Raw genomic sequence first — 17,756 nt, forward strand, 5'->3', positions numbered from 1 at the left:
CTCCCCGTCAGATACGTTTCGCGGTCGCGATCGCGACCTTGCAACAGAGCCGGATCAGCCCGCTCAACACTGGATAGCCCGGCGTGTTCTCAGCCCCCGCGGCGAGTGCTGTCTCGCGATGCTCGACTTCCTCGGCCTGGAAATCGCGGATCGCCTCGGACAGTTCGGGATCGCTGTCGCCGAGCGCGACGAGCTGGTCCTCGTAATGCTTGTCGATCTCGGTCTCGACCGCGGCGGTGCACGCCATTGCGGCGTTGGGACCGAGCGCCGCCGTCACCGCGCCGAGCGCGAAGCCGGCGACATCCCAGAGCGGCGCGAGCAATGTCGGCCGTACCGAGCGCCGCGCCATCATCGAATCGAAAAAGGCGCGGTGGCGCTCTTCTTGATTGGCCATGCCCGCGATCGCACGCGCCGCCGGGCTGCGATCGCCGAGCACCGCAAGCTGCCCGGCATAGATCCGCGTCGCGCCGAATTCACCCGCTTGATCGACGCGCACCATCGAGCGGGTGTCGCGCTTCGGGTCGCCGGGTTTCCAGCCGCTCATGCTTTTGCTCCTCGCATCAGGCCAAAGATGGTGATCGCCCCGCCGACCGAAAAGAGCGCGTTGAAGCCGGCGAGCGAAACATGGAACAGCGTCCATTGCGCGACATCGCAGCGAATGATCGGCGCGGCCATGATGCTGTCGAGCGTGATCGCGCCCGACACGGTCGAAGTGCAGGCCGTAACACCCGCCCACCAATGATATTCGACGCCTGCGTGATAGGCGCCGATCACGCCGCTGATGAGGATCGCGACCGCCGCCAGGCTGACGAACACCTCGCGCTGCGCGCGGCTCGGCACCACGAACGCGAGCAACGCGAGCGGCAGCGCGGCGATGTGCGGATAGCGCTGCCACCAGCACATCTCGCACGGGTAGAGCTTGCCGATATATTGGAAGGCGAGCGCACCGCCGAGCAGAGCGAGCGGAATCAGCAGCGCGAGCAGCCGGGCGAGGATGAAACGGTCGCGCGCCATTACCGCGCCGCCACCGCTTGCGTCGTGCTCGACAGCCGCGCGAGCGTCTTCAGCGCGTAGGTCAACTGGAAATCCTCGATCCCCTTCGCCTTGAGCTGATCGGGCGTCATCACGAAGCGCGGATCGGGCTTGCCGTCTTCCTCGACCGCGGCGTTGGTGGTCTTGGCTTCGTTGATCAGATGGCGGCGCAGATCGTCCTCGCGGAACACCGGGCGCGACTTGTAATCGGGGTCGGAGAGCTGCGGCACGGCGATATCGGGTTCGATCCCGCCCTCCTGCACCGACCGGCCCGACGGCGTGTAATAGCGCGAGGTGGTGAGCCGCAGCGCAGAGTTGGCGCCCATGTCGATCACCGTCTGGACCGATCCCTTGCCGAACGAGCGCTCGCCCATCACCAGCGCGCGGTGATGATCCTGCAGTGCGCCCGCGACGATCTCGGAGGCCGAGGCGGTGCCGGCATTGGTCAGCACGATCACTGGCAGCCCGTGCGCAAGATCGCCCTTCACATACGATTCGGCGTAGAACGGCTCGATATCGGCCTTGTCGCGCCCGCGCTGCGAGACGATCTCGCCCGACGACAGGAAATTGTCGGCGACCGCGATCGACTCGTCGCGAAGCCCGCCGCCATTGTCGCGCAGATCGATGACGTAGCCGAGCGGATCGTGCCCGAGCTGCTTGACGATCCCGCGGATCGCGCCGGTCACGGCATCGCCGGTATGTTCGGAGAAGGCGGTGATGGTGATCAGCCCGACGCCGTCCTTGACGCTCCATTTGACGGGCTTCTGGACGATCTTCTCGCGAATCAGCGAGACGACGATCGGCTTGTCGTGCCCCGGGCGCAGCAGCGTCAGCGCAACCTTGCTGCCGGGAACCCCCCGCATCTTCTGGATCGATTCGTCGAGCGTGTCGCCGAAGATCAACTTGCCGTCGATATGCGTGATGTAATCGCCCGACTTGATCCCGGCGCGCGCACCCGGCGCATCGGGCTGCGGCGACATCACCTTGACCGCGCCGTCCTCCATCGTGACGGTCAGGCCGAGCCCGCCATAGCTCCCCATCGTCTGAATCTTGAGATTGTCGTAGTCGAGCCCAGTCTCGTACGCGCTGTGCGGATCGAGCGCGGCGAGCATCCCCTCGATCGCGCCCTTGACGAGCACCTTGTCGTCGACCTTGTCGACATATTCGGCCTTCACGCGATTATAGACGTCGAGGAACACCGCCATCTCGCGATACGTGCCGTTGTCGACCGCCGCCATTGCGCTCGTACCGATCGGCACGATCGCCAGCACCGCCGCGATCGCGGAAGCTTGGAGCAGCGAAGTGGTGAAACGCGACATCGGTCAATACTCGGCAAGCAAGAGGTCTTGGAGGCACCGTAGCGGGGTTTGCGCGGGGATCAAAGCGGGGCAATCGATGGCGTGCCCGGGCTGAACCGAAGCTGAGCGGGATTGCCGCCGCGGATTTCGCCTCACCCGAGCAGCGGCGTCATGTCGACCGCGCGATCGCGGCGGCGCAGCTCGACCGTCACGCTCGGCGCTTCGCCGCGCGCCGCCTGCCCGATCGGCGCGCCTTGGCCGATCGTTTCGCCGATCCGCGCGCTGGTGCTGCCGAGCCCCGAGACGAGCGTCGTCCAGCCGCCGCCATGATCGAGGATGACGATCGTGCCATAGCCGCGGAACGACCCGGCAAAGGCGACGCGCCCCGCCGCGGGGGCGACGACTTGCGCGCCGGCCAGCGGCGCGATCGTCAGCCCGCGCGAATGGACGCCGGTGTCCGAGAGTTCGCCGAGCCCGGTGACGATCTTGCCCTGCACCGGCAAGCGATACGGTGGGGCGCTGTGCGACCAGGGGCCGCGGTCGACCGGCGCGGCGACCTCGCCCGGGCGTGGCGGGCGCGCGAGCGGTCCGGGCAGCGTCGCAAGGCTCTCGCGCGTCGCCGCCTGGTTGCCGATCGTGTCCATCAGGTCGACGATGTCGCGCGCCTTTTCGCCGAGCGCGATCGCGCGGTCGGATTCGATCAGCGCATCGCGTCCGAACGCGCGGGATCGCAGCCGGTGCTCCGCCTCGAGTCGCGTCAGCGCAAGCCGCTGGACTTCGAGCCGCGACCGGCTCTCGGCGAGCGCGCGGGTCGCGACCGCGCCTGCCGCCTGCAACTGGCGGGTGCGCGCAAGATCGGCGCGGACGTCGGCGGTGCGCGCGCGGATCACTGGCATCGTATTGGCGAGCACCGCACGGACATGGACGAGATCGTCGACCGATCCGGGCTGGACGAGGCTGATGATCGCTGGCCGCCTTGCGAGCGATTGCAGCGCGCCCATCAACCGCGCGACGGGCACTTGCTTGGCGGCAAGCTTGGTGCGCTGCGCATCGAGCAAGCGATTGACGATCGCGAGCCGAGCCTGCCCTGCGGCGATATCGGCCTCGGCCTGCTGGATGCGGGCGGCGACCGCGGCTTCCTGCGCTTGCGCCTGGCGCGCCTGATCGCGCTCTGCGGCGGCCTGGCGTTCGAGCGCGGCTGAGCGGCGCGCGGCGGCATCGGATTGCGCTTTGGCTTCGGCGAGCCGGGTGCGCTGGTCGACGGGTTCCTGCGCGACGGCCACGCTCGCGCCGATCGCCGCTGCGACACCCGCGATCAGAAGAGCCCGCCCCCGCATCGCGCTATCCTTCGCGGTGGTAGGGGTGATTGGCAAGGATGCTCGTCGCGCGGTACAATTGCTCGGCGAGCATCGCGCGAGCGAGCAGGTGCGGCCACGTCGCCCGCCCGAAGCTCAGCAGCAGATCGGCCGAGGTGCGCTGCGCATCGTCGAAGCCGTCGGCCGCCCCGATCAGGAAGCGCGCCTCGCGCACGCCTGAGTCCCGCCATTTCTCGAGCGTGGCGGCGAGATCGCGCGATGGCAGGACCTGCCCCGTCTCGTCGAGCATGACGATCCGGCAGCCGGGCTCGACCGCCGGCATCTTGCCGCCGGTGTCGGGCAGTTCGGTCAGCTTGTACGGCCAGGACAGCCGCTTGACGTAGCGCTCGACCAGTTCGGCCTCGGGACTCCGCCCGATCCGCCCGCGCGCGACGATGTGGAGCAGCATGCTTGCCTCCGTTGCGAGCGATGCTCAGCGCTGTACCGCTACACGTTCCCCGGCGAAGGCCGGGGCCCAGTCGCGAAGGTCGCCATAGCCGAGCGCTGCGCACTCCGCCGCACCGCTCGCTCCTGGACCCCGGCCTTCGCCGGGGAGCAGGAGATCCAGCGATCAGTCCTCGATAACCGGCGCGGCGGGCGGGGTCGGCGCATCGCCGAACGCCCACATCCGCTCGAGATTGTAGAAGGTGCGGACCTCGGGGCGGAACAGATGGACGATCACGTCGCCGGCATCGAGCAGCACCCAATCGGCGGTCGGCAGGCCCTCGATACGCGACGGCCGGCCGTATTCGGCCTTGATCTTCTCGGACAGCTTCTGCGCCATCGACGCGACCTGGCGCGTCGAGCGGCCGCTCGCGATCACCATGTAATCGGCGATGCTCGATTTGCCCGCAAGCGGGATCGAGATGACGTCGACGGCCTGATCGTCGTCGAGCGACGCGAGCACGAGCCGAAGCAGCGCGTCGACCTCTTCGGGTTCGGACGCGCGATAGACGGGAGAAGATGAGGCCAAGATGATTCCTATGCAGAAGGTGGGGTCGGGACGGCTGGCAGGAAATGCCGCTGCCAGGCGGGGTCGGCAGCACGAAGCTGTGTCGCGGAGCGCGGGTCGGGGCGGAAGCGCAACAGCACGAGTGCCGGCAATCTCCACTGCGTCCAGTTCTTCGCCTGGTGTGCGGGCCGACGTGCGCGCCGCAACCAACCCATCGCGGGAGCCGCGAGAGCAGCACGTTCATACCCCGGACGCGCGATTACCGCAATCGGAACCTCGCGGGCGATCCGGCGCCACCCTTTCCACTGGTCGAACTGCGCGAGATTGTCCGATCCCATCAGCCAGATGAAGCGCTTTTTGGGGAAAGCGCGGCGGAGTTTGGTGACGGTATCGACGGTGTAGCGCGTGCCGAGCTTGTGCTCGATCGCGCTGACGCGGATCGGCGCGTGGCGCGCCATCCGCACCGCAGAGGCAAAGCGCGCGGCGTAGGGGGCCATGTCGCCGCTCTTCTCCTTGAGCGGATTGCCGGGCGAGACGAGCCACCACACTTCGTCGAGCCCTAGCGCATCGAGGGCTGCAAGGCTGATCGCGCGGTGGCCGGCATGAGCTGGATTGAACGAGCCGCCGAGGATGCCGACGCGGGTCAGGTCCGTATCCAATTTTCGCGCGCATGACGGATACGCAGCACCTCGATGTGCGTGTCGCTTACCCGATACAGAAGGAGATAGTCGGTGGGCGCGACGCGCCATTTTCGAGCGTCGACCTCGGGAATCGCCGGCCCTGCTGCCGGGGTGGCCGCGACGAATTCGGCTGCCTCCTCAATCAGGGCTGCAATCCGCTCGGCGGCGTCGGGAGAATATGCCGACCAGTAATCGTCAATCTCCTCGAGATCGGCGATCGCGGGGTCGCTCCATTCGACGGTCCTCATGCGACGGCGCGCTGCTGCCTCCGGCGGCGCAGGTTTTCGAAGACGGTAGCTTGCGGGGTCAGGGCACCACGATCGGCCGCATCAATCCCGACTTGGATGAAGGCGAGAAGATCGTCTTCGCTCTCAATGACTCGCCGGATGGCTTCGGCCGCAAATGCGGCTCCGGTTATCCCTTGCGCAGCCGCTGCTTTGGCGACCCGCGCAGCCGTCTCATCGTCCAGGTCGATCGTGACCGATCGCGAAAAAGGCGCAGGATGGTTCATCGCGGCAAATTACACCGGAGCCCGACCGCCATCAACCCCGCACCTGCCCGCTGCCGTAACCCACCCATTTGTACGTCGTCAGCCCTTCGAGCGCGACGGGGCCGCGCGCGTGGAGGCGCCCCGTCGCGATGCCGATCTCGGCGCCGAGGCCGAACTCGCCACCATCGGCGAACTGGGTCGAGGCGTTCCACAGCACGATCGCACTGTCGACCTCGGCAAGGAAGCGGGTCGCCACGGTCTCGTCGGCGGTGACGATCGCGTCGGTGTGGTGCGAGCTGTGCGCGGCGATGAAGCGCAGTGCGCCATCGATGCCGTCGACCAGCCCGGCGGACGCGATCGCGTCGAGATATTCGGTATCCCAATCGGCATCGGTCGTGGGGGCCAGGCCCGGCACCAGCGCGCGCAGGCCAGGCCCGCCGCGCACTTCGCAGCCGGCAGCCGAAAGCGCCGCGACGAGGCCCGCCGGATCGGGATAGGCGCGGTCGATCAGCAACGTCTCCATCGCGCCGCACACGCCGGTGCGGCGCATCTTGGCGTCGACGACGATCGCCTTCGCCATCGCCGGATCGGCCGAGCCGTCGACATAGATATGGTTGATCCCGTCGAGATGCGCGAGCACGGGGACGCGCGCCTCGGCCTGGACGCGCGCAACGAGCCCCTTGCCGCCCCGTGGGACGATCAGATCGATCGCCGCGGCGCCCGACGACCCGTCCGCCGTCAGCATCGCCCCGACCGCAGCACGATCGGTGGTCGGCACGAGTTGCGCAGCATCGGCAGGAATACCCTCGGCCACCAGTCCCGCGACGAGCGCGGTATGGATCGCACGGTTGCTCTCGATCGCCTCCGAACCGCCGCGCAGGATGACGGCATTGCCCGCCATGACGGCGAGTGCGGCGGCATCCGCGGTAACGTTGGGGCGGCTTTCATAGATGATCCCGATCACGCCGATCGGCACACGGACGCGGCGCAAGCGCAGCCCGTTGGGCCGCACGCTCTCGTCGATCACCGCGCCGACCGGATCGGCGAGTGCTGCGACCGCGGCGACACCGTCGGCCATGCTCGCGACGCGCGCGGTATCGAGCTTGAGCCGGTCGAGCATCGCGCCCGACAAGCCGGCGGCGGTCGCCTTCGCCATGTCGCTGGCATTCGCCGCGAGGATTGCCGGCGCGGCATCGCGCAACGCCTGCGCCGCCGCCAGCAGTCCGCGCGCCTTCACCGCAGTCGGCAGCGTCGCGAGCGTGCGGGCAGCGCCGCGGGCGCGATCGGTCATGGTGGCGAGCAGGGTCGTGGCGTCGGTCATGACGCTCGCGGTATCACGACCGCGCCCCTTGCGGCAAAATCTATCGCATTCGCCAAAGCCACTGCTATGCTGCCGCAATGTCGGGGGGAATCGATACAGCGGGCGATATCGCCACGGGACTCTTTGTCGCGCGTGCGGTCGAGCCGCCTGCAGGCGAAACCGCGCACAGACCGCTCGCGCACGGACTGTGCCTCAATTGCGGAACCGCGTTGCACGGCGAGTTCTGCCACGCCTGCGGGCAAAGCGGGCATGTCCACCGCTCGCTCCACTCGATCGGGCATGATCTGCTTCACGGCGTCTTCCATTTCGAAGGCAAGATCTGGCGCACCGTGCCGATGCTGGTGTTCCAGCCCGGCGCGCTGACGCGGCGCTACATCGCGGGCGAACGCGCGCGCTTCGTGTCGCCGCTGGCGCTGTTCCTGTTCGCGGTGTTCCTGATGTTTGCGACGATCCACGCCTTTGGCGGCGAGCTCGGCACCGACTTGCCCCCCGCTGCGCGCGAAACCGCATTGCAGAATATCGACGCCGACATCGCCAAGGGACAGGCCAAGCTCGCCCGGCTGCAAACCGCACCGCGCCGCGCCAATGCCGACGCCAAGATCGCTAAGGTGCAGGAAGATCTGCGCAGCCTGCAGGTCGCGCGTAGCGTGATGGATGGCGGGTCGGGCGTCACGATCGGCGACGTCCCGCTTTCCGGGCTGCGCACCGACTGGCACGCGCTCGACAAGGGCATCGCCAAAGTGAAGGCCAATCCCGGACTGGCGCTCTACAAGCTGCAGTCGAGCGCCTACAAATACAGCTGGGCGCTGATCCCGATCTCGACTCCGTTCGTCGCGCTGCTCTTCCTGTGGCGGCGGCGCTACAAACTCTACGACCACGCCATTTTCGTGACCTATTCGCTCGCCTTCATGATGATGCTGGTCGCCTCGCTGAGCACCGCCGGCGCTATCGGCGTTGGCAGTGGACTGATCGGGTTGCTCGTGATGTTCGTGCCGCCGGTGCACATGTTCGCACAGTTGCGGGGTGCCTACACGCTGCGCAAACGCTCGGCGCTGTGGCGAACGGTCGCGCTCATCGTCTTCGCCTGGATCGCGCTTACCGCCTTCGCCTGCCTGTTGCTGGCAATGGGGATTATGGAATAGCGGCGACCCGCCCGCTTGCAGCGCCACGGGAGGCGCCCCGTAAAGTCGCACTGCCTACGCGGCCTGCTCGTTCCTCAGCGCGAACGGCGGCTTAGCGCCGTGGCGGAGCACGCAAGCGACCACGTTTCGATCGCGCCCGCCTAGTCCCGGTCGTGCTGTGCGCGTCGAAGCTCGTCCATTCTCTTGGTCGCAGCGATAACGATAGTCCTTTGATACGCTCAAAGACGACCGGATGCGGAAACAGCGCAGAAGCGTCCGCATACCGCGCAGGTACGAAAAAGCCGCGCCCGACACTTGTCGGACGCGGCTTTTTAACCGTTCCAGTCCCGCGGGCGTTACGCCCCGGCAGGCGCCGGATTACCGAACGGCCCGCCGCCCTTGGGCCGGCGCGTCTTCGGGATCGAGGTCCCCGCGCCGGGCACGATCGACACCTTCGCATCGGCATCGTCGCGGCCGATATCGCCGTCGAACGCGAGGCGCTTGATCTCATCGCCGGTCAGCGTCTCATATTCGAGCAGCGCGCCGGCAATGCGATGGAGCTGGTCGATATGCTCGGTCAGGATTTCGCGCGCCTGCGCCAGCCCGCCATCGACCAGCTTGCGGATCTCGCTGTCGATCATCAGCGCGGTCTCGTTCGACATGTTCTGGCGCTGCGTCTGCGAGTAGCCGAGGAAGGTCTCGCCCTGCTGCTCTTCATATTGCAGCGGGCCGAGCGCGTCCGACATGCCCCATTGCGAGACCATCGCGCGGGCGAGCTTGGTGGCCTGCTTGATGTCGCCCGAGGCCCCGCTCGACACCTTGTCGTAGCCGAAGATCAGCTCTTCCGCCACGCGGCCGCCCATCACGGTCGCGAGATCGGCATACATCTTGTCTCGGTGATACGAGTAATTGTCGCGCTCGGGCATCGACACGACCATGCCCAGCGCACCACCGCGCGGGATTATCGTCGCCTTGTGGATCGGGTCCGACGCGGGCGTGTGGACACGAACCAGAGCATGGCCCGCCTCGTGATAGGCGGTCATCCGCTTCTCGTCGGTGGTCATCACCAGCGAACGCCATTCGGTGCCCATGATGACGCGGTCCTTGGCGGTCTCGAACTGCGCCATCGCCACCAGCCGCTTGCCGAGCCGCGCCGCCATCAGCGCCGCTTCGTTGACGAGGTTGGCGAGATCGGCACCCGACATGCCCGGCGTGCCGCGTGCGAGCGTGCGCGCATCGACGTCGGGCGCGAGCGGCACCTTCTTCATGTGCACTTCGAGAATCTTCACGCGGCCCTCGATATCGGGCAGCGGCACCGTGACGCGGCGATCGAAGCGACCCGGACGGAGCAGTGCGGGATCGAGCACGTCGGGGCGGTTGGTCGCCGCGACGATGATGATGCCTTCCGAAGCCTCGAAGCCGTCCATCTCGACCAGCAGCTGGTTGAGCGTCTGTTCGCGCTCGTCATTGCCGTTGCCGAGGCCCGCACCACGGTGACGGCCGACCGCGTCGATTTCGTCGATGAAGACGATGCACGGTGCCGACTTCTTGGCTTCGGCAAACATGTCGCGCACGCGGCTCGCGCCGACGCCGACGAACATCTCGACGAAGTCCGAGCCCGAAATCGTGAAGAACGGCACACCCGCCTCGCCTGCGATCGCGCGCGCGAGGAGCGTCTTGCCGGTGCCGGGCGAGCCGACGAGCAACGCACCCTTCGGAATCTTGCCGCCGAGCCGCGCGAACTTGGTTGGATCCTTGAGGAACTCGACGATTTCCTGCAGCTCCTCGCGGGCCTCGTCGATGCCCGCGACGTCGTTGAAGGTCACGCGGCCTTCCTTCTGCGTCAGCATCTTCGCGCGGCTCTTGCCGAAGCCCATCGCGCCCGAGCCCGAGTTCTTCTGCATCTGGCGCATCACGAAATAGCCGAGGCCGAGGAACAGGAAGAAGGGTAGCGAATTAACGAGCAGGACCTGCCAGATCGGCGCGCCTTCCTCGGGCTTGGCGGTGATCGTCACGTTCTTCTCGCGCAAACGATCGGTCAGGCGCGGGTCCTGCGGCGCATAGGTGCGGAACTTTGTGTTGTCGCTCATCGTGCCGGTGACGACTTCGCCGGCGATGTTGACGTCCTTGACCTGCCCGTTCTGGACACGGTCGAGGAACTGCGAATAGGCGATTCCGTTGACGTTGGGGCCGACCGAACGATTGTCGATCAGCGTCACGAACAGCGCCAGCGCGACGAGGATGCCGACCCAGATCAGCAGCGATTTCATCCAGGGGTTGGGCCCGCCAGAGTCGCCGCCGGGCTGCTTGTCATTGTCGTTCATGGGCACGGGATACCTTTCGTGACCCATAAGATAAGCACAGTGCGATTAATGGCAATGCAACGGCCCGCGCAATCGTCGATCAAATCGTCGATCAGTGTGAGTGACGCGGCGGTTGTGGCGCAAAATTCCAGATGGTGTCGCGCACCGCGACCAGGATTCCCGCATGGGTCGCGGCTTTGCCGGCTTCGAGCGCGTCGAGCAGCGGTTCGATATTGGCCGAGTCGGTAAAGGCTGGCGTGGTGAGCGCGTGCGCCGCGCGGACGGCGTGGATCGCGCGCCGGGCGAGGCGGCGTTTCAACTCGCGGGGTAGGTCCGCGACGTCGAGGTCGATGACGACGCCCCCCTCCCCCGTCATACCGGGCGCGTCGCGGCATCCACCGTGCCGCACGTCGTGCGGATGTTGCTCGTGGACGGCGGTGGTCCCCGGCACGAGGCCGGGGTGACGGTTGGGGGTGGGGCTGCGGCGGGTCTGCCACAGCCAGTCTTCCATCCCCCGTATCGTGGCATCGGCCTCGGCCGCGTGCGCCGCGGCGCGCGCGATCTGCAACGGGTCGAGCCACGGCGTGTCGCGGAGCAATGCGCGAAAGCGGGTGCGCTCGTAATGCGGGTCGGCGTTGCTCGGGTCATCGACGAAGGGCAGTGCGTGCGTCACAGCAAGCGCACGCAATTCGGCGACCCGCCAGCCGAGCAACGGCCGGATCAGCGCGATCGCGCCGAGCTGCTGGTGCGCGCGAATACCGCCGAGCCCGGCGACCCCCGCCCCGCGCGCCGCGCGCATCAGGAAAGTTTCGGCCTGATCGTCGGCATGGTGCGCGGTAGCGAGGCAGATCGCTCCCGCCGCAGCCGCCCATTCGAGCAGCAGCGCATACCGCCGGTCGCGCGCGCGCGCCTGGATCGCGCGCGTGCCGATCGCGTCGTCGACCACCAATGTCGCATGCGCGATGCCCTGCGCGGCGCACCAATCGGCGACCATCCGCGCCTCGTCGGCGGCGGCAACGCGCAGCCGGTGATCGACCGTCGCGGCGATGATCCGTCCGGGAAACGCGGCAGCGGCGAGCGCGAGCAGCGCCATGCTGTCGGGCCCGCCCGATACCGCGAGCGCCAGACGATCGACGGGGGCGAGCGGGCGCGCCCGCTCGACATCCCGGGTAAACCGCGCGACCAGTGCCGGCTCCACCGGCACGCGATCGGGCGCGATCATCTCACGAGCAGTTGGAAGCAGCACGACCCTTGGCGACGCCCGCCTTCATCCGCACATCGGCATCGACCTTCGCGCCATAGCTGCGCTGGAGCTCGGTATAGACCTTGCACACTTGTGCGGCGGGCTTGTCGAGCTTCACCAGCGCCTGGGCGAGGTAATAGAGGCTCTCGGGCGCGCGGTCGCCATCGGGCCATTTCTTGTAATTGTCGTAGAAAGCCAGGCTCGCGCGCGACGGCTGGCCATCCTCGAGATACGAGCGGCCGAGCAGGTTCTGCGCATAGCTCGCGCGCTTGTGCGTCGGGAACTTGGTCGTGACCGTGGTGAACTGCGCCTCGGCCTCGGGATAGAGGTGCGCCGCCCACAGGCGATAGCCGTAGAGATAGGTGTCCTCGGCAACGTCGCCCGAATCGGGGCGCTCGACCGCGGCGACTTGCTGCGCGCGCGCCGGATCCTTGGTGCTGACCACTGGCGGCGGGGTCACCGTCGACTTTGCCGGCGCGGGGCGTGGTGGAGTGGCGGGTCGGTCGAACCCGCGATCGGAGGTGCGATCCGCCGTCGGGCGTGCGGGCACGGGCCGGTCGAAGCTGCCGCCGTCATCCCCTGGCACAGCCGCAGGTGTCGCCGCAGCAGCGGCCGCGGCGGCATTGGCCTCGAGCGTCTTCAGGCGGCTGTCGAGCCCTTGCAGGCGGTGCTGGTTGGTCTCGGTCTGCGCGGTCAAGGTGCGCAGCTGGTTTTCGAGCGAATCGACGCGTGCGGTCAAATCGGCGACCGGGCTGGTCGGCGATCCGCCGAGGATCGCGTCGGGATCGGCCGGACGATTGTCGGGCTGGATATACTGGCCACCGCTGCCGCCACTGCCACCGGGGAACACCTTGCGCTGCACCGCGCGCATCTCGCCTTCGAGCCGGTCGACCCGGCCCTCGATCGCGCGCCCGTTGCCGCTGCTGCTCTGCGCATTCGCGGGCAGCGCGCTCAGCATGCTCCCGGCGAGCAGGAAAGCGGTCAATAGATGGTTACGCATTCGTACACCCCCCGGTGCTGATGAAGCGAGTAGCATAGCCGACATTAGCCTTGTGCCGCCAGCGTTAAGGGGCGGGCGTCGGAGCGGCGGCGGGTGCGGCCGGTTCGGGCGCCACCGCGGCAGGCGCCGCGATGTTGAGCGGCTGGAGCGACGACGACGGCGCCGAAGTCGATGCCGCAGTGCGCGTCCGCGTCGAGCGTGTCTCCTCGCGCCGCGCCGTCGGTCCAGCAGCGGCCGAAGGCGTCACCGCGGCCGCGGGCGCGGTGCCGCGCGCGGTGAGCGCAGCGGCGTCGAGCGGTACGTCCTTGATCGCGCGCTTGCCGTCGCCGAGCGGCGCGACCGCGGTGCCACCAACGGTCACCTGCAGCTTGTCGGGGCGCCCGACATTGATCATCGGGCCGACCGCGTCGGCGGGGATGGTATAGCTCTCGCCCGCTTTCATCGTGCCGAGATGGATCGTCTTGCCGGCCGTGTCGTAGATCCGGAGCCACACCTCGTCGGACGCGGTCAGCACGACTGCACCGGTCGGCACGCTTGGCGACGGGGCTACGGTGGGGGCGGCCGCGATGGTATTGGCGCTTTGTGTGCTCGGGGCGCTGGCGGGCTCGCCATCGCCGCGGAACAGCGAGGTGCCGTAGAACAGCCCGGCGCCGATCAGCACCACGACCGCGATCAGCAAGGTGGTGATCGCCAGGCCGCGCGGCGGAACGCGCGACGGCTCGTCGATTTCGTACGCTTCGTAATTGGTGCGCTTGGCGCTCGGCTGGTCGCTCGCGCCGCGGACTTCGCGCGCGATCGCGACCTCGTCGACGCCGACCGCGCGGGCATAGGCCTTGGCGAAGCCGACCGAATAGGTGATCGACGGAAGCGCCGCATAATTGCCCTCCTCGATCGCCTCGAGCTGGCGCACCGGGATCCGCGTCCGCGCGGCGACTTCGGCAAGCGACAGGCCCTGCGCCTCGCGCGCCTCGCGCAGCGTGTCCCCCGCGGTCTTGGGAAACAGCTTCGGCTCGTCGGCCGGGATCGGTTCGGTCATCACTTCCTCCGGCAAGGCGCGTGCGGCCCGATATGTCCCTTGCCCAGCGGCTGTCTCACAAAGGGGGCGGGACAAGTCAACGCCTTGTCACGCCGCCCGCCGTACGATCACGCCAGTTCGACACCGTTTTCGCCCGCCCATGCAAGCAGCGCCCCGCGCATGTCGCGCGGCGGCGTCTTGAGCAGATCGGCCATGAACACGGTGAGCGCGGCGCGATCGAGCGAGCGCACCATCGCCTTGATCGGCCCGACCGCCGCCGGGGTGATCGACAGCCGCTCGATCCCGAGCCCGATCAGCGCCATCGCCTCCAGCGGCCGCCCGCCCATCTCGCCGCAGACGGTGAGCTGCACCCCGGCCGCGCGTGTCGGCGCGACGAGCTTTGCGAGGAAGCGCAGGATCGCCCCGCTCAGCCAGTCATAGCGTTCGGCGAGCTTGGGATTGGCGCGGTCGGCCGCGAACAGGAACTGCGTCAGGTCGTTGGTGCCGACCGACAGGAACGCAATGTTGGGCAGCAGCAAATCGAGCTGTTCGGCAAGCGCCGGGACTTCGAGCATCGCGCCGTAGCGGATCTCGCTCGGCATCTTCTTGCCGCGCGCGCTCAGCCATTCGCGCTGCGCCTCGAACAGCGCGCGCGCTTCGTCGAACTCCCATGGCTCGCTGACCATCGGGAACATCACGCTGAGCGTCCGCCCCGCCGCCGCCTCGAGCAGCGCGCGCGCCTGGACCTTCATCAACCCGCCGCGTTCGAGCGCGAGCCGGATCGCGCGCCAGCCCATCGCGGGGTTCTCCTCGTCGGCATCTTCCTTGTTGAGATAGGGCAGCGCCTTGTCGCCGCCGATATCGACCGTGCGGAAGATAACCGGGCGGTCGCCCGCAGCGTCGAGCACGTCCTTGTAGAGCCGCTGCTGGCGCTCGCGCGATGGCAACGTCGCCGAGACGAGGAACTGGAATTCGGTGCGGAACAGCCCGATCCCATCGGCGCCGGTCACGTCGAGCGCCGCCACGTCGTCGCGCAAGCCCGCATTGACCATCACCGTCAGGCGATGCCCGTCCTTGGTCACCGGCGCCTCGGTCTTGAGCGCGGCGAACACCGCGCGGCGCTTCTGGCGCAGGTTGAGCGCGGTATCGAAAACCTCCTCCATCGCGGAGGACGGCCGCGCGAAGACATTGCCGGCAGTAACGTCGAGCAGCAGCAGATCGCCCTCGCCGATCAGCCGCCGCACGTCGCGAACGCGGCCGAGCACGGGCACCCCCATCGCGCGCGCGACGATCGTGACGTGCGCGGTGAGCGACCCTTCCTCGAGCAACACGCCCTTCAGCCGCCGCCGGTCATATTCGAGCAGCTCGGCGGGCCCCAAGTTACGCGCGATCAGGATCGTGTCCTGCCGCAGCCCCATCTGCGCCGCGGTCCCCATCTGGCCCGAGACGATGCGCAGCAGCCGGTTCGACAGATCCTCGAGATCGTGCATCCGGTCGGCGAGCAAGGGATCGTCGATCTGCCGCATCCGCATCCGCGTGCGCTGCTGGACACGCTCGATCGCGGCCTCGGCGGTCAGCCCCGAATCGATCGCCTCGTTGATCCGCCGTGCCCAGCCCTCGTCATAGGCGAACATCTTGTAGGTCTCGAGCACCTCCTCATGTTCGCCACCGCCACCGAACTCGGCCTGGCTGGCGAGCCGCTCGATCTGCGCGCGCATCTTGTCGAACGCGGCATAGACGCGGTGGCGCTCGGCCTCGGTATCCTCGGCAACGGTATGCTCGACATGAACGCGCGGCTGGTGGAACACGGCGTAACCGCTCGCCATGCCCTCGACGAGCTTCAGACCCATGATGCGCATCGGCGCGGTCGATTGCGGGCGCATCGTCGCGGCGCCGCTCGCATCGACCAGCTCGGCATTGGCGATCAGTTCGGACAGCACCATCGCGACGGTCTGCAACGCCTCGATCTCGACCTCGTCATAGCGGCGCGGATCGACATGCTGGACCGACAGCACGCCGATCGCGCGCTCGCGCCGGATGATCGGCACGCCGGCGAAGCTGCGAAACTTCTCTTCGCCGGTCTCGGGATTCTGGACGAAGTCGGGGTGGCTCGACGCTTCGTCGAGGTTGAGGATCTCGGCCTGCTGCGCGATCGTGCCGACCAGCCCCTCGCCAAGCGCCAATTTGGTGACGTGGACCGCTTCCTGCGCAAGACCACGCGTGGCGTAGAGTTCGAGCACGCCTTCGCGCAGCAAATAGATCGAGCACACTTCGCTCGCCATGCCTTCGCCGACGATGGCGACGACGGCGTTCAGCTTGGCCTGCGGCGCGGTGCGCGAGGCCATCACGTCGTGAAGACGAACGAGGATTTCGCGGGCGGAGGCGGCTGCAGTCATACGAATGGGCTAACAGATTGGTGCGGGGCTTGGCTATCGTGCGCCGCACAAGATTTGCTTCTCTGGTCCTTCCCTCCCCTTCAGGGCAGGGGCTTTTAGGTCAGCTATCGAACAGGCTCTCCTGCGCGCCTTCGGGCGGCGTGAGGCCGAGATGCTTCCACCCGCCCGCATTCAGGCAGCGCCCGCGTGCGGTCCGCGCGATCAGGCCCAGCTGGATGAGATACGGCTCGATCACTTCCTCGACCGTGTCGCGCGGCTCGCTCAGCCCCGCCGCCAGCGTCTCGACCCCGACCGGTCCGCCGCGATAGATGTCGGCGATCATCATCAGATAGCGCCGGTCCATCGCGTCGAGCCCGAGCCGGTCGACTTCGAGCCGATTGAGCGCGGCATCGGCAGCCTTCGCATCGACCAGGTCATGCCCTGCGGCATGCGCGAAATCGCGCACGCGGCGCAGCAGCCGCCCGGCGATCCGCGGCGTCCCGCGCGAGCGCCGCGCGACCTCGGTCGCGCCATCGCTCGACAGCGGCAGGTCGAGCAGCCGCGCAGCGCGCGACACGACCTTTTCGAGCTCCTCGATGGTGTAGAAGCTCAACCGCACCGGGATGCCGAAGCGATCGCGCAAAGGGGTCGTGAGCAACCCCTGCCGCGTCGTCGCGCCGATCAGCGTGAAGCGCGGCAGGTCGATCCGCACCGAGCGCGCCGACGGCCCCTCGCCGATCATCAGATCGAGCGCGCGGTCCTCCATCGCCGGGTAGAGCACTTCCTCGACCGCGGGCTGTAGCCGGTGGATCTCGTCGATGAAGAGGACGTCGCCATCCTCGAGATTGGTGAGCAAGGCGGCAAGATCGCCCGACTTGGCGATCACCGGCCCCGAGGTTGCGCGGAAGCCAACGCCCATTTCGCGCGCGACGATCTGCGCGAGCGTGGTCTTGCCGAGCCCCGGCGGGCCGAAGAAGAGTACATGATCGAGCGCGTCGCCGCGTGCCTTGGCGGCGGCGATGAACACGCGCAGATTCTCGCGCGCGGCCTTCTGCCCGACGAAATCGTCGAGCGATTTGGGACGCAGCGCGGCGTCGATGTCTTCGGACTTGCGCGTGGGCGCGAGGATGCGGTCGTCGGTCAGCGAATGGCTCCGAAAAAGTCCTCGTCGGGCACGTCGGCCCGCCGAAGGATGGTGGCGAGTGTGCCGGCCCGGATCTCCCCGTGCAGCGGCACGACGCAGCCTCTTTCCGCGCGACGCGGCACCACGTGACTGCCGCGCTGGCGCATCGCGACGTATCCCAGTCGTTCCAGCGCGCGGACGGCTTGCGCCCCGGAGACGACGGGGCGCTTAGGCATGAACGGGAATTTCGAACGACGTCACGACCGGCGGCGCGCCGACCTTCATCGGAAACTCTTCGAGATAGAGTTCGACCGCCTCGCGCAAATTGGCGATCGCGTCTTCGAGCGTGTCGCCTTGACTGCCCGTGTCGGTTTCAGGGTTGAAGGCGTTGAAACTACCCTCTTCGGCGGCGGTCAGGACGGCAGTCATGTGCATCGTCATCTCCTCG

General features: G+C 67.8%; 19 protein-coding genes. 1 reads left to right on the forward strand and 18 read right to left on the reverse strand.

Annotated elements, in window-relative coordinates; translation table 11 throughout:
* Positions 1-7: 7 nt before the first annotated feature.
* From QN347_RS10485 to QN347_RS10530, 10 genes are all read right to left on the reverse strand, one after another.
* Positions 8-544, reverse strand: a complete 537-nt coding sequence (locus tag QN347_RS10485; protein WP_322161201.1) for a demethoxyubiquinone hydroxylase family protein — start codon at positions 542-544, stop codon at positions 8-10.
* Positions 541-1,014 (reverse strand): disulfide bond formation protein B, encoded by a 474-nt coding sequence (locus QN347_RS10490; RefSeq protein ID WP_133190740.1) that lies wholly within the window; start codon positions 1,012-1,014, stop codon positions 541-543. The genes QN347_RS10485 and QN347_RS10490 overlap by 4 nt, the downstream gene beginning before the upstream one ends.
* On the reverse strand, positions 1,014-2,351 hold the full coding sequence (locus tag QN347_RS10495) for a S41 family peptidase (RefSeq protein WP_322161203.1): 1,338 nt from the start codon (positions 2,349-2,351) through the stop codon (positions 1,014-1,016). Before QN347_RS10495 ends, QN347_RS10490 begins: the two co-directional genes overlap by 1 nt.
* Before the next feature lie 131 nt (positions 2,352-2,482).
* Positions 2,483-3,667, reverse strand: a complete 1,185-nt coding sequence (locus tag QN347_RS10500; RefSeq protein ID WP_322161205.1) for a murein hydrolase activator EnvC family protein — start codon at positions 3,665-3,667, stop codon at positions 2,483-2,485.
* Between the two features lie 4 nt (positions 3,668-3,671).
* Positions 3,672-4,094 carry a 23S rRNA (pseudouridine(1915)-N(3))-methyltransferase RlmH gene (locus QN347_RS10505; RefSeq protein ID WP_322161207.1) on the reverse strand — a complete coding sequence of 141 codons (423 nt, stop codon included), beginning with the start codon at positions 4,092-4,094 and terminating at the stop codon, positions 3,672-3,674.
* A 162-nt stretch (positions 4,095-4,256) separates the two neighbouring features.
* Entirely contained in the window at positions 4,257-4,658 is a 402-nt protein-coding gene (rsfS, locus tag QN347_RS10510) for a ribosome silencing factor (RefSeq protein ID WP_133190748.1), read from the reverse strand.
* Between the two features lie 8 nt (positions 4,659-4,666).
* A complete protein-coding gene (locus QN347_RS10515; protein WP_133192108.1) occupies positions 4,667-5,284 on the reverse strand; it encodes a nicotinate-nucleotide adenylyltransferase in 618 nt (205 codons plus the stop codon).
* Positions 5,281-5,565 carry a type II toxin-antitoxin system RelE/ParE family toxin gene (locus QN347_RS10520; RefSeq protein ID WP_133190750.1) on the reverse strand — a complete coding sequence of 95 codons (285 nt, stop codon included), beginning with the start codon at positions 5,563-5,565 and terminating at the stop codon, positions 5,281-5,283. Before QN347_RS10520 ends, QN347_RS10515 begins: the two co-directional genes overlap by 4 nt.
* Positions 5,562-5,828, reverse strand: a complete 267-nt coding sequence (locus QN347_RS10525; RefSeq protein ID WP_133190752.1) for a CopG family transcriptional regulator — start codon at positions 5,826-5,828, stop codon at positions 5,562-5,564. The genes QN347_RS10520 and QN347_RS10525 overlap by 4 nt, the downstream gene beginning before the upstream one ends.
* A gap of 31 nt (positions 5,829-5,859) precedes the next feature.
* Positions 5,860-7,128: a glutamate-5-semialdehyde dehydrogenase gene (locus QN347_RS10530; protein ID WP_322161209.1), complete on the reverse strand. Its 1,269-nt coding sequence runs from the start codon at positions 7,126-7,128 to the stop codon at positions 5,860-5,862.
* Positions 7,129-7,205: 77 nt separating this feature from the next.
* Here QN347_RS10530 and QN347_RS10535 point away from each other — a divergent pair, with 77 nt between their 5' ends.
* Positions 7,206-8,270 carry a DUF3667 domain-containing protein gene (locus QN347_RS10535; RefSeq protein ID WP_322161211.1) on the forward strand — a complete coding sequence of 355 codons (1,065 nt, stop codon included), beginning with the start codon at positions 7,206-7,208 and terminating at the stop codon, positions 8,268-8,270.
* Positions 8,271-8,605: 335 nt separating this feature from the next.
* Here the strand turns inward: QN347_RS10535 and ftsH are convergent, their stop codons facing one another.
* From ftsH to QN347_RS10575, 8 genes are all read right to left on the reverse strand, one after another.
* On the reverse strand, positions 8,606-10,573 hold the full coding sequence (ftsH, locus tag QN347_RS10540; protein ID WP_133190758.1) for an ATP-dependent zinc metalloprotease FtsH: 1,968 nt from the start codon (positions 10,571-10,573) through the stop codon (positions 8,606-8,608).
* Positions 10,574-10,664: 91 nt separating this feature from the next.
* On the reverse strand, positions 10,665-11,774 hold the full coding sequence (tilS, locus tag QN347_RS10545) for a tRNA lysidine(34) synthetase TilS (RefSeq protein WP_322161212.1): 1,110 nt from the start codon (positions 11,772-11,774) through the stop codon (positions 10,665-10,667).
* A gap of 1 nt (position 11,775) precedes the next feature.
* Entirely contained in the window at positions 11,776-12,795 is a 1,020-nt protein-coding gene (locus tag QN347_RS10550; RefSeq protein WP_322161214.1) for a hypothetical protein, read from the reverse strand.
* A gap of 64 nt (positions 12,796-12,859) precedes the next feature.
* The gene (locus QN347_RS10555) at positions 12,860-13,831 is read right to left on the reverse strand and encodes a helix-turn-helix domain-containing protein (RefSeq protein ID WP_189676119.1); all 972 of its coding nucleotides are present in this window, start codon (positions 13,829-13,831) and stop codon (positions 12,860-12,862) included.
* Positions 13,832-13,938: 107 nt separating this feature from the next.
* Positions 13,939-16,206, reverse strand: coding sequence for a phosphoenolpyruvate--protein phosphotransferase (gene ptsP / locus QN347_RS10560; RefSeq protein WP_206365587.1), 2,268 nt, complete (start codon positions 16,204-16,206; stop codon positions 13,939-13,941).
* A 100-nt stretch (positions 16,207-16,306) separates the two neighbouring features.
* A complete protein-coding gene (gene ruvB, locus QN347_RS10565) occupies positions 16,307-17,329 on the reverse strand; it encodes a Holliday junction branch migration DNA helicase RuvB (protein WP_322164132.1) in 1,023 nt (340 codons plus the stop codon).
* Entirely contained in the window at positions 17,326-17,544 is a 219-nt protein-coding gene (locus QN347_RS10570) for a type II toxin-antitoxin system HicA family toxin (protein ID WP_322161215.1), read from the reverse strand. The genes ruvB and QN347_RS10570 overlap by 4 nt, the downstream gene beginning before the upstream one ends.
* Entirely contained in the window at positions 17,537-17,743 is a 207-nt protein-coding gene (locus tag QN347_RS10575) for a type II toxin-antitoxin system HicB family antitoxin (RefSeq protein WP_322161216.1), read from the reverse strand. The genes QN347_RS10570 and QN347_RS10575 overlap by 8 nt, the downstream gene beginning before the upstream one ends.
* Positions 17,744-17,756 lie beyond the last annotated feature (13 nt).

Source organism: Sphingomonas sp. 10B4, assembly GCF_035019905.1.
GTDB classification, from domain to species: domain Bacteria; phylum Pseudomonadota; class Alphaproteobacteria; order Sphingomonadales; family Sphingomonadaceae; genus Sphingomonas; species Sphingomonas glacialis.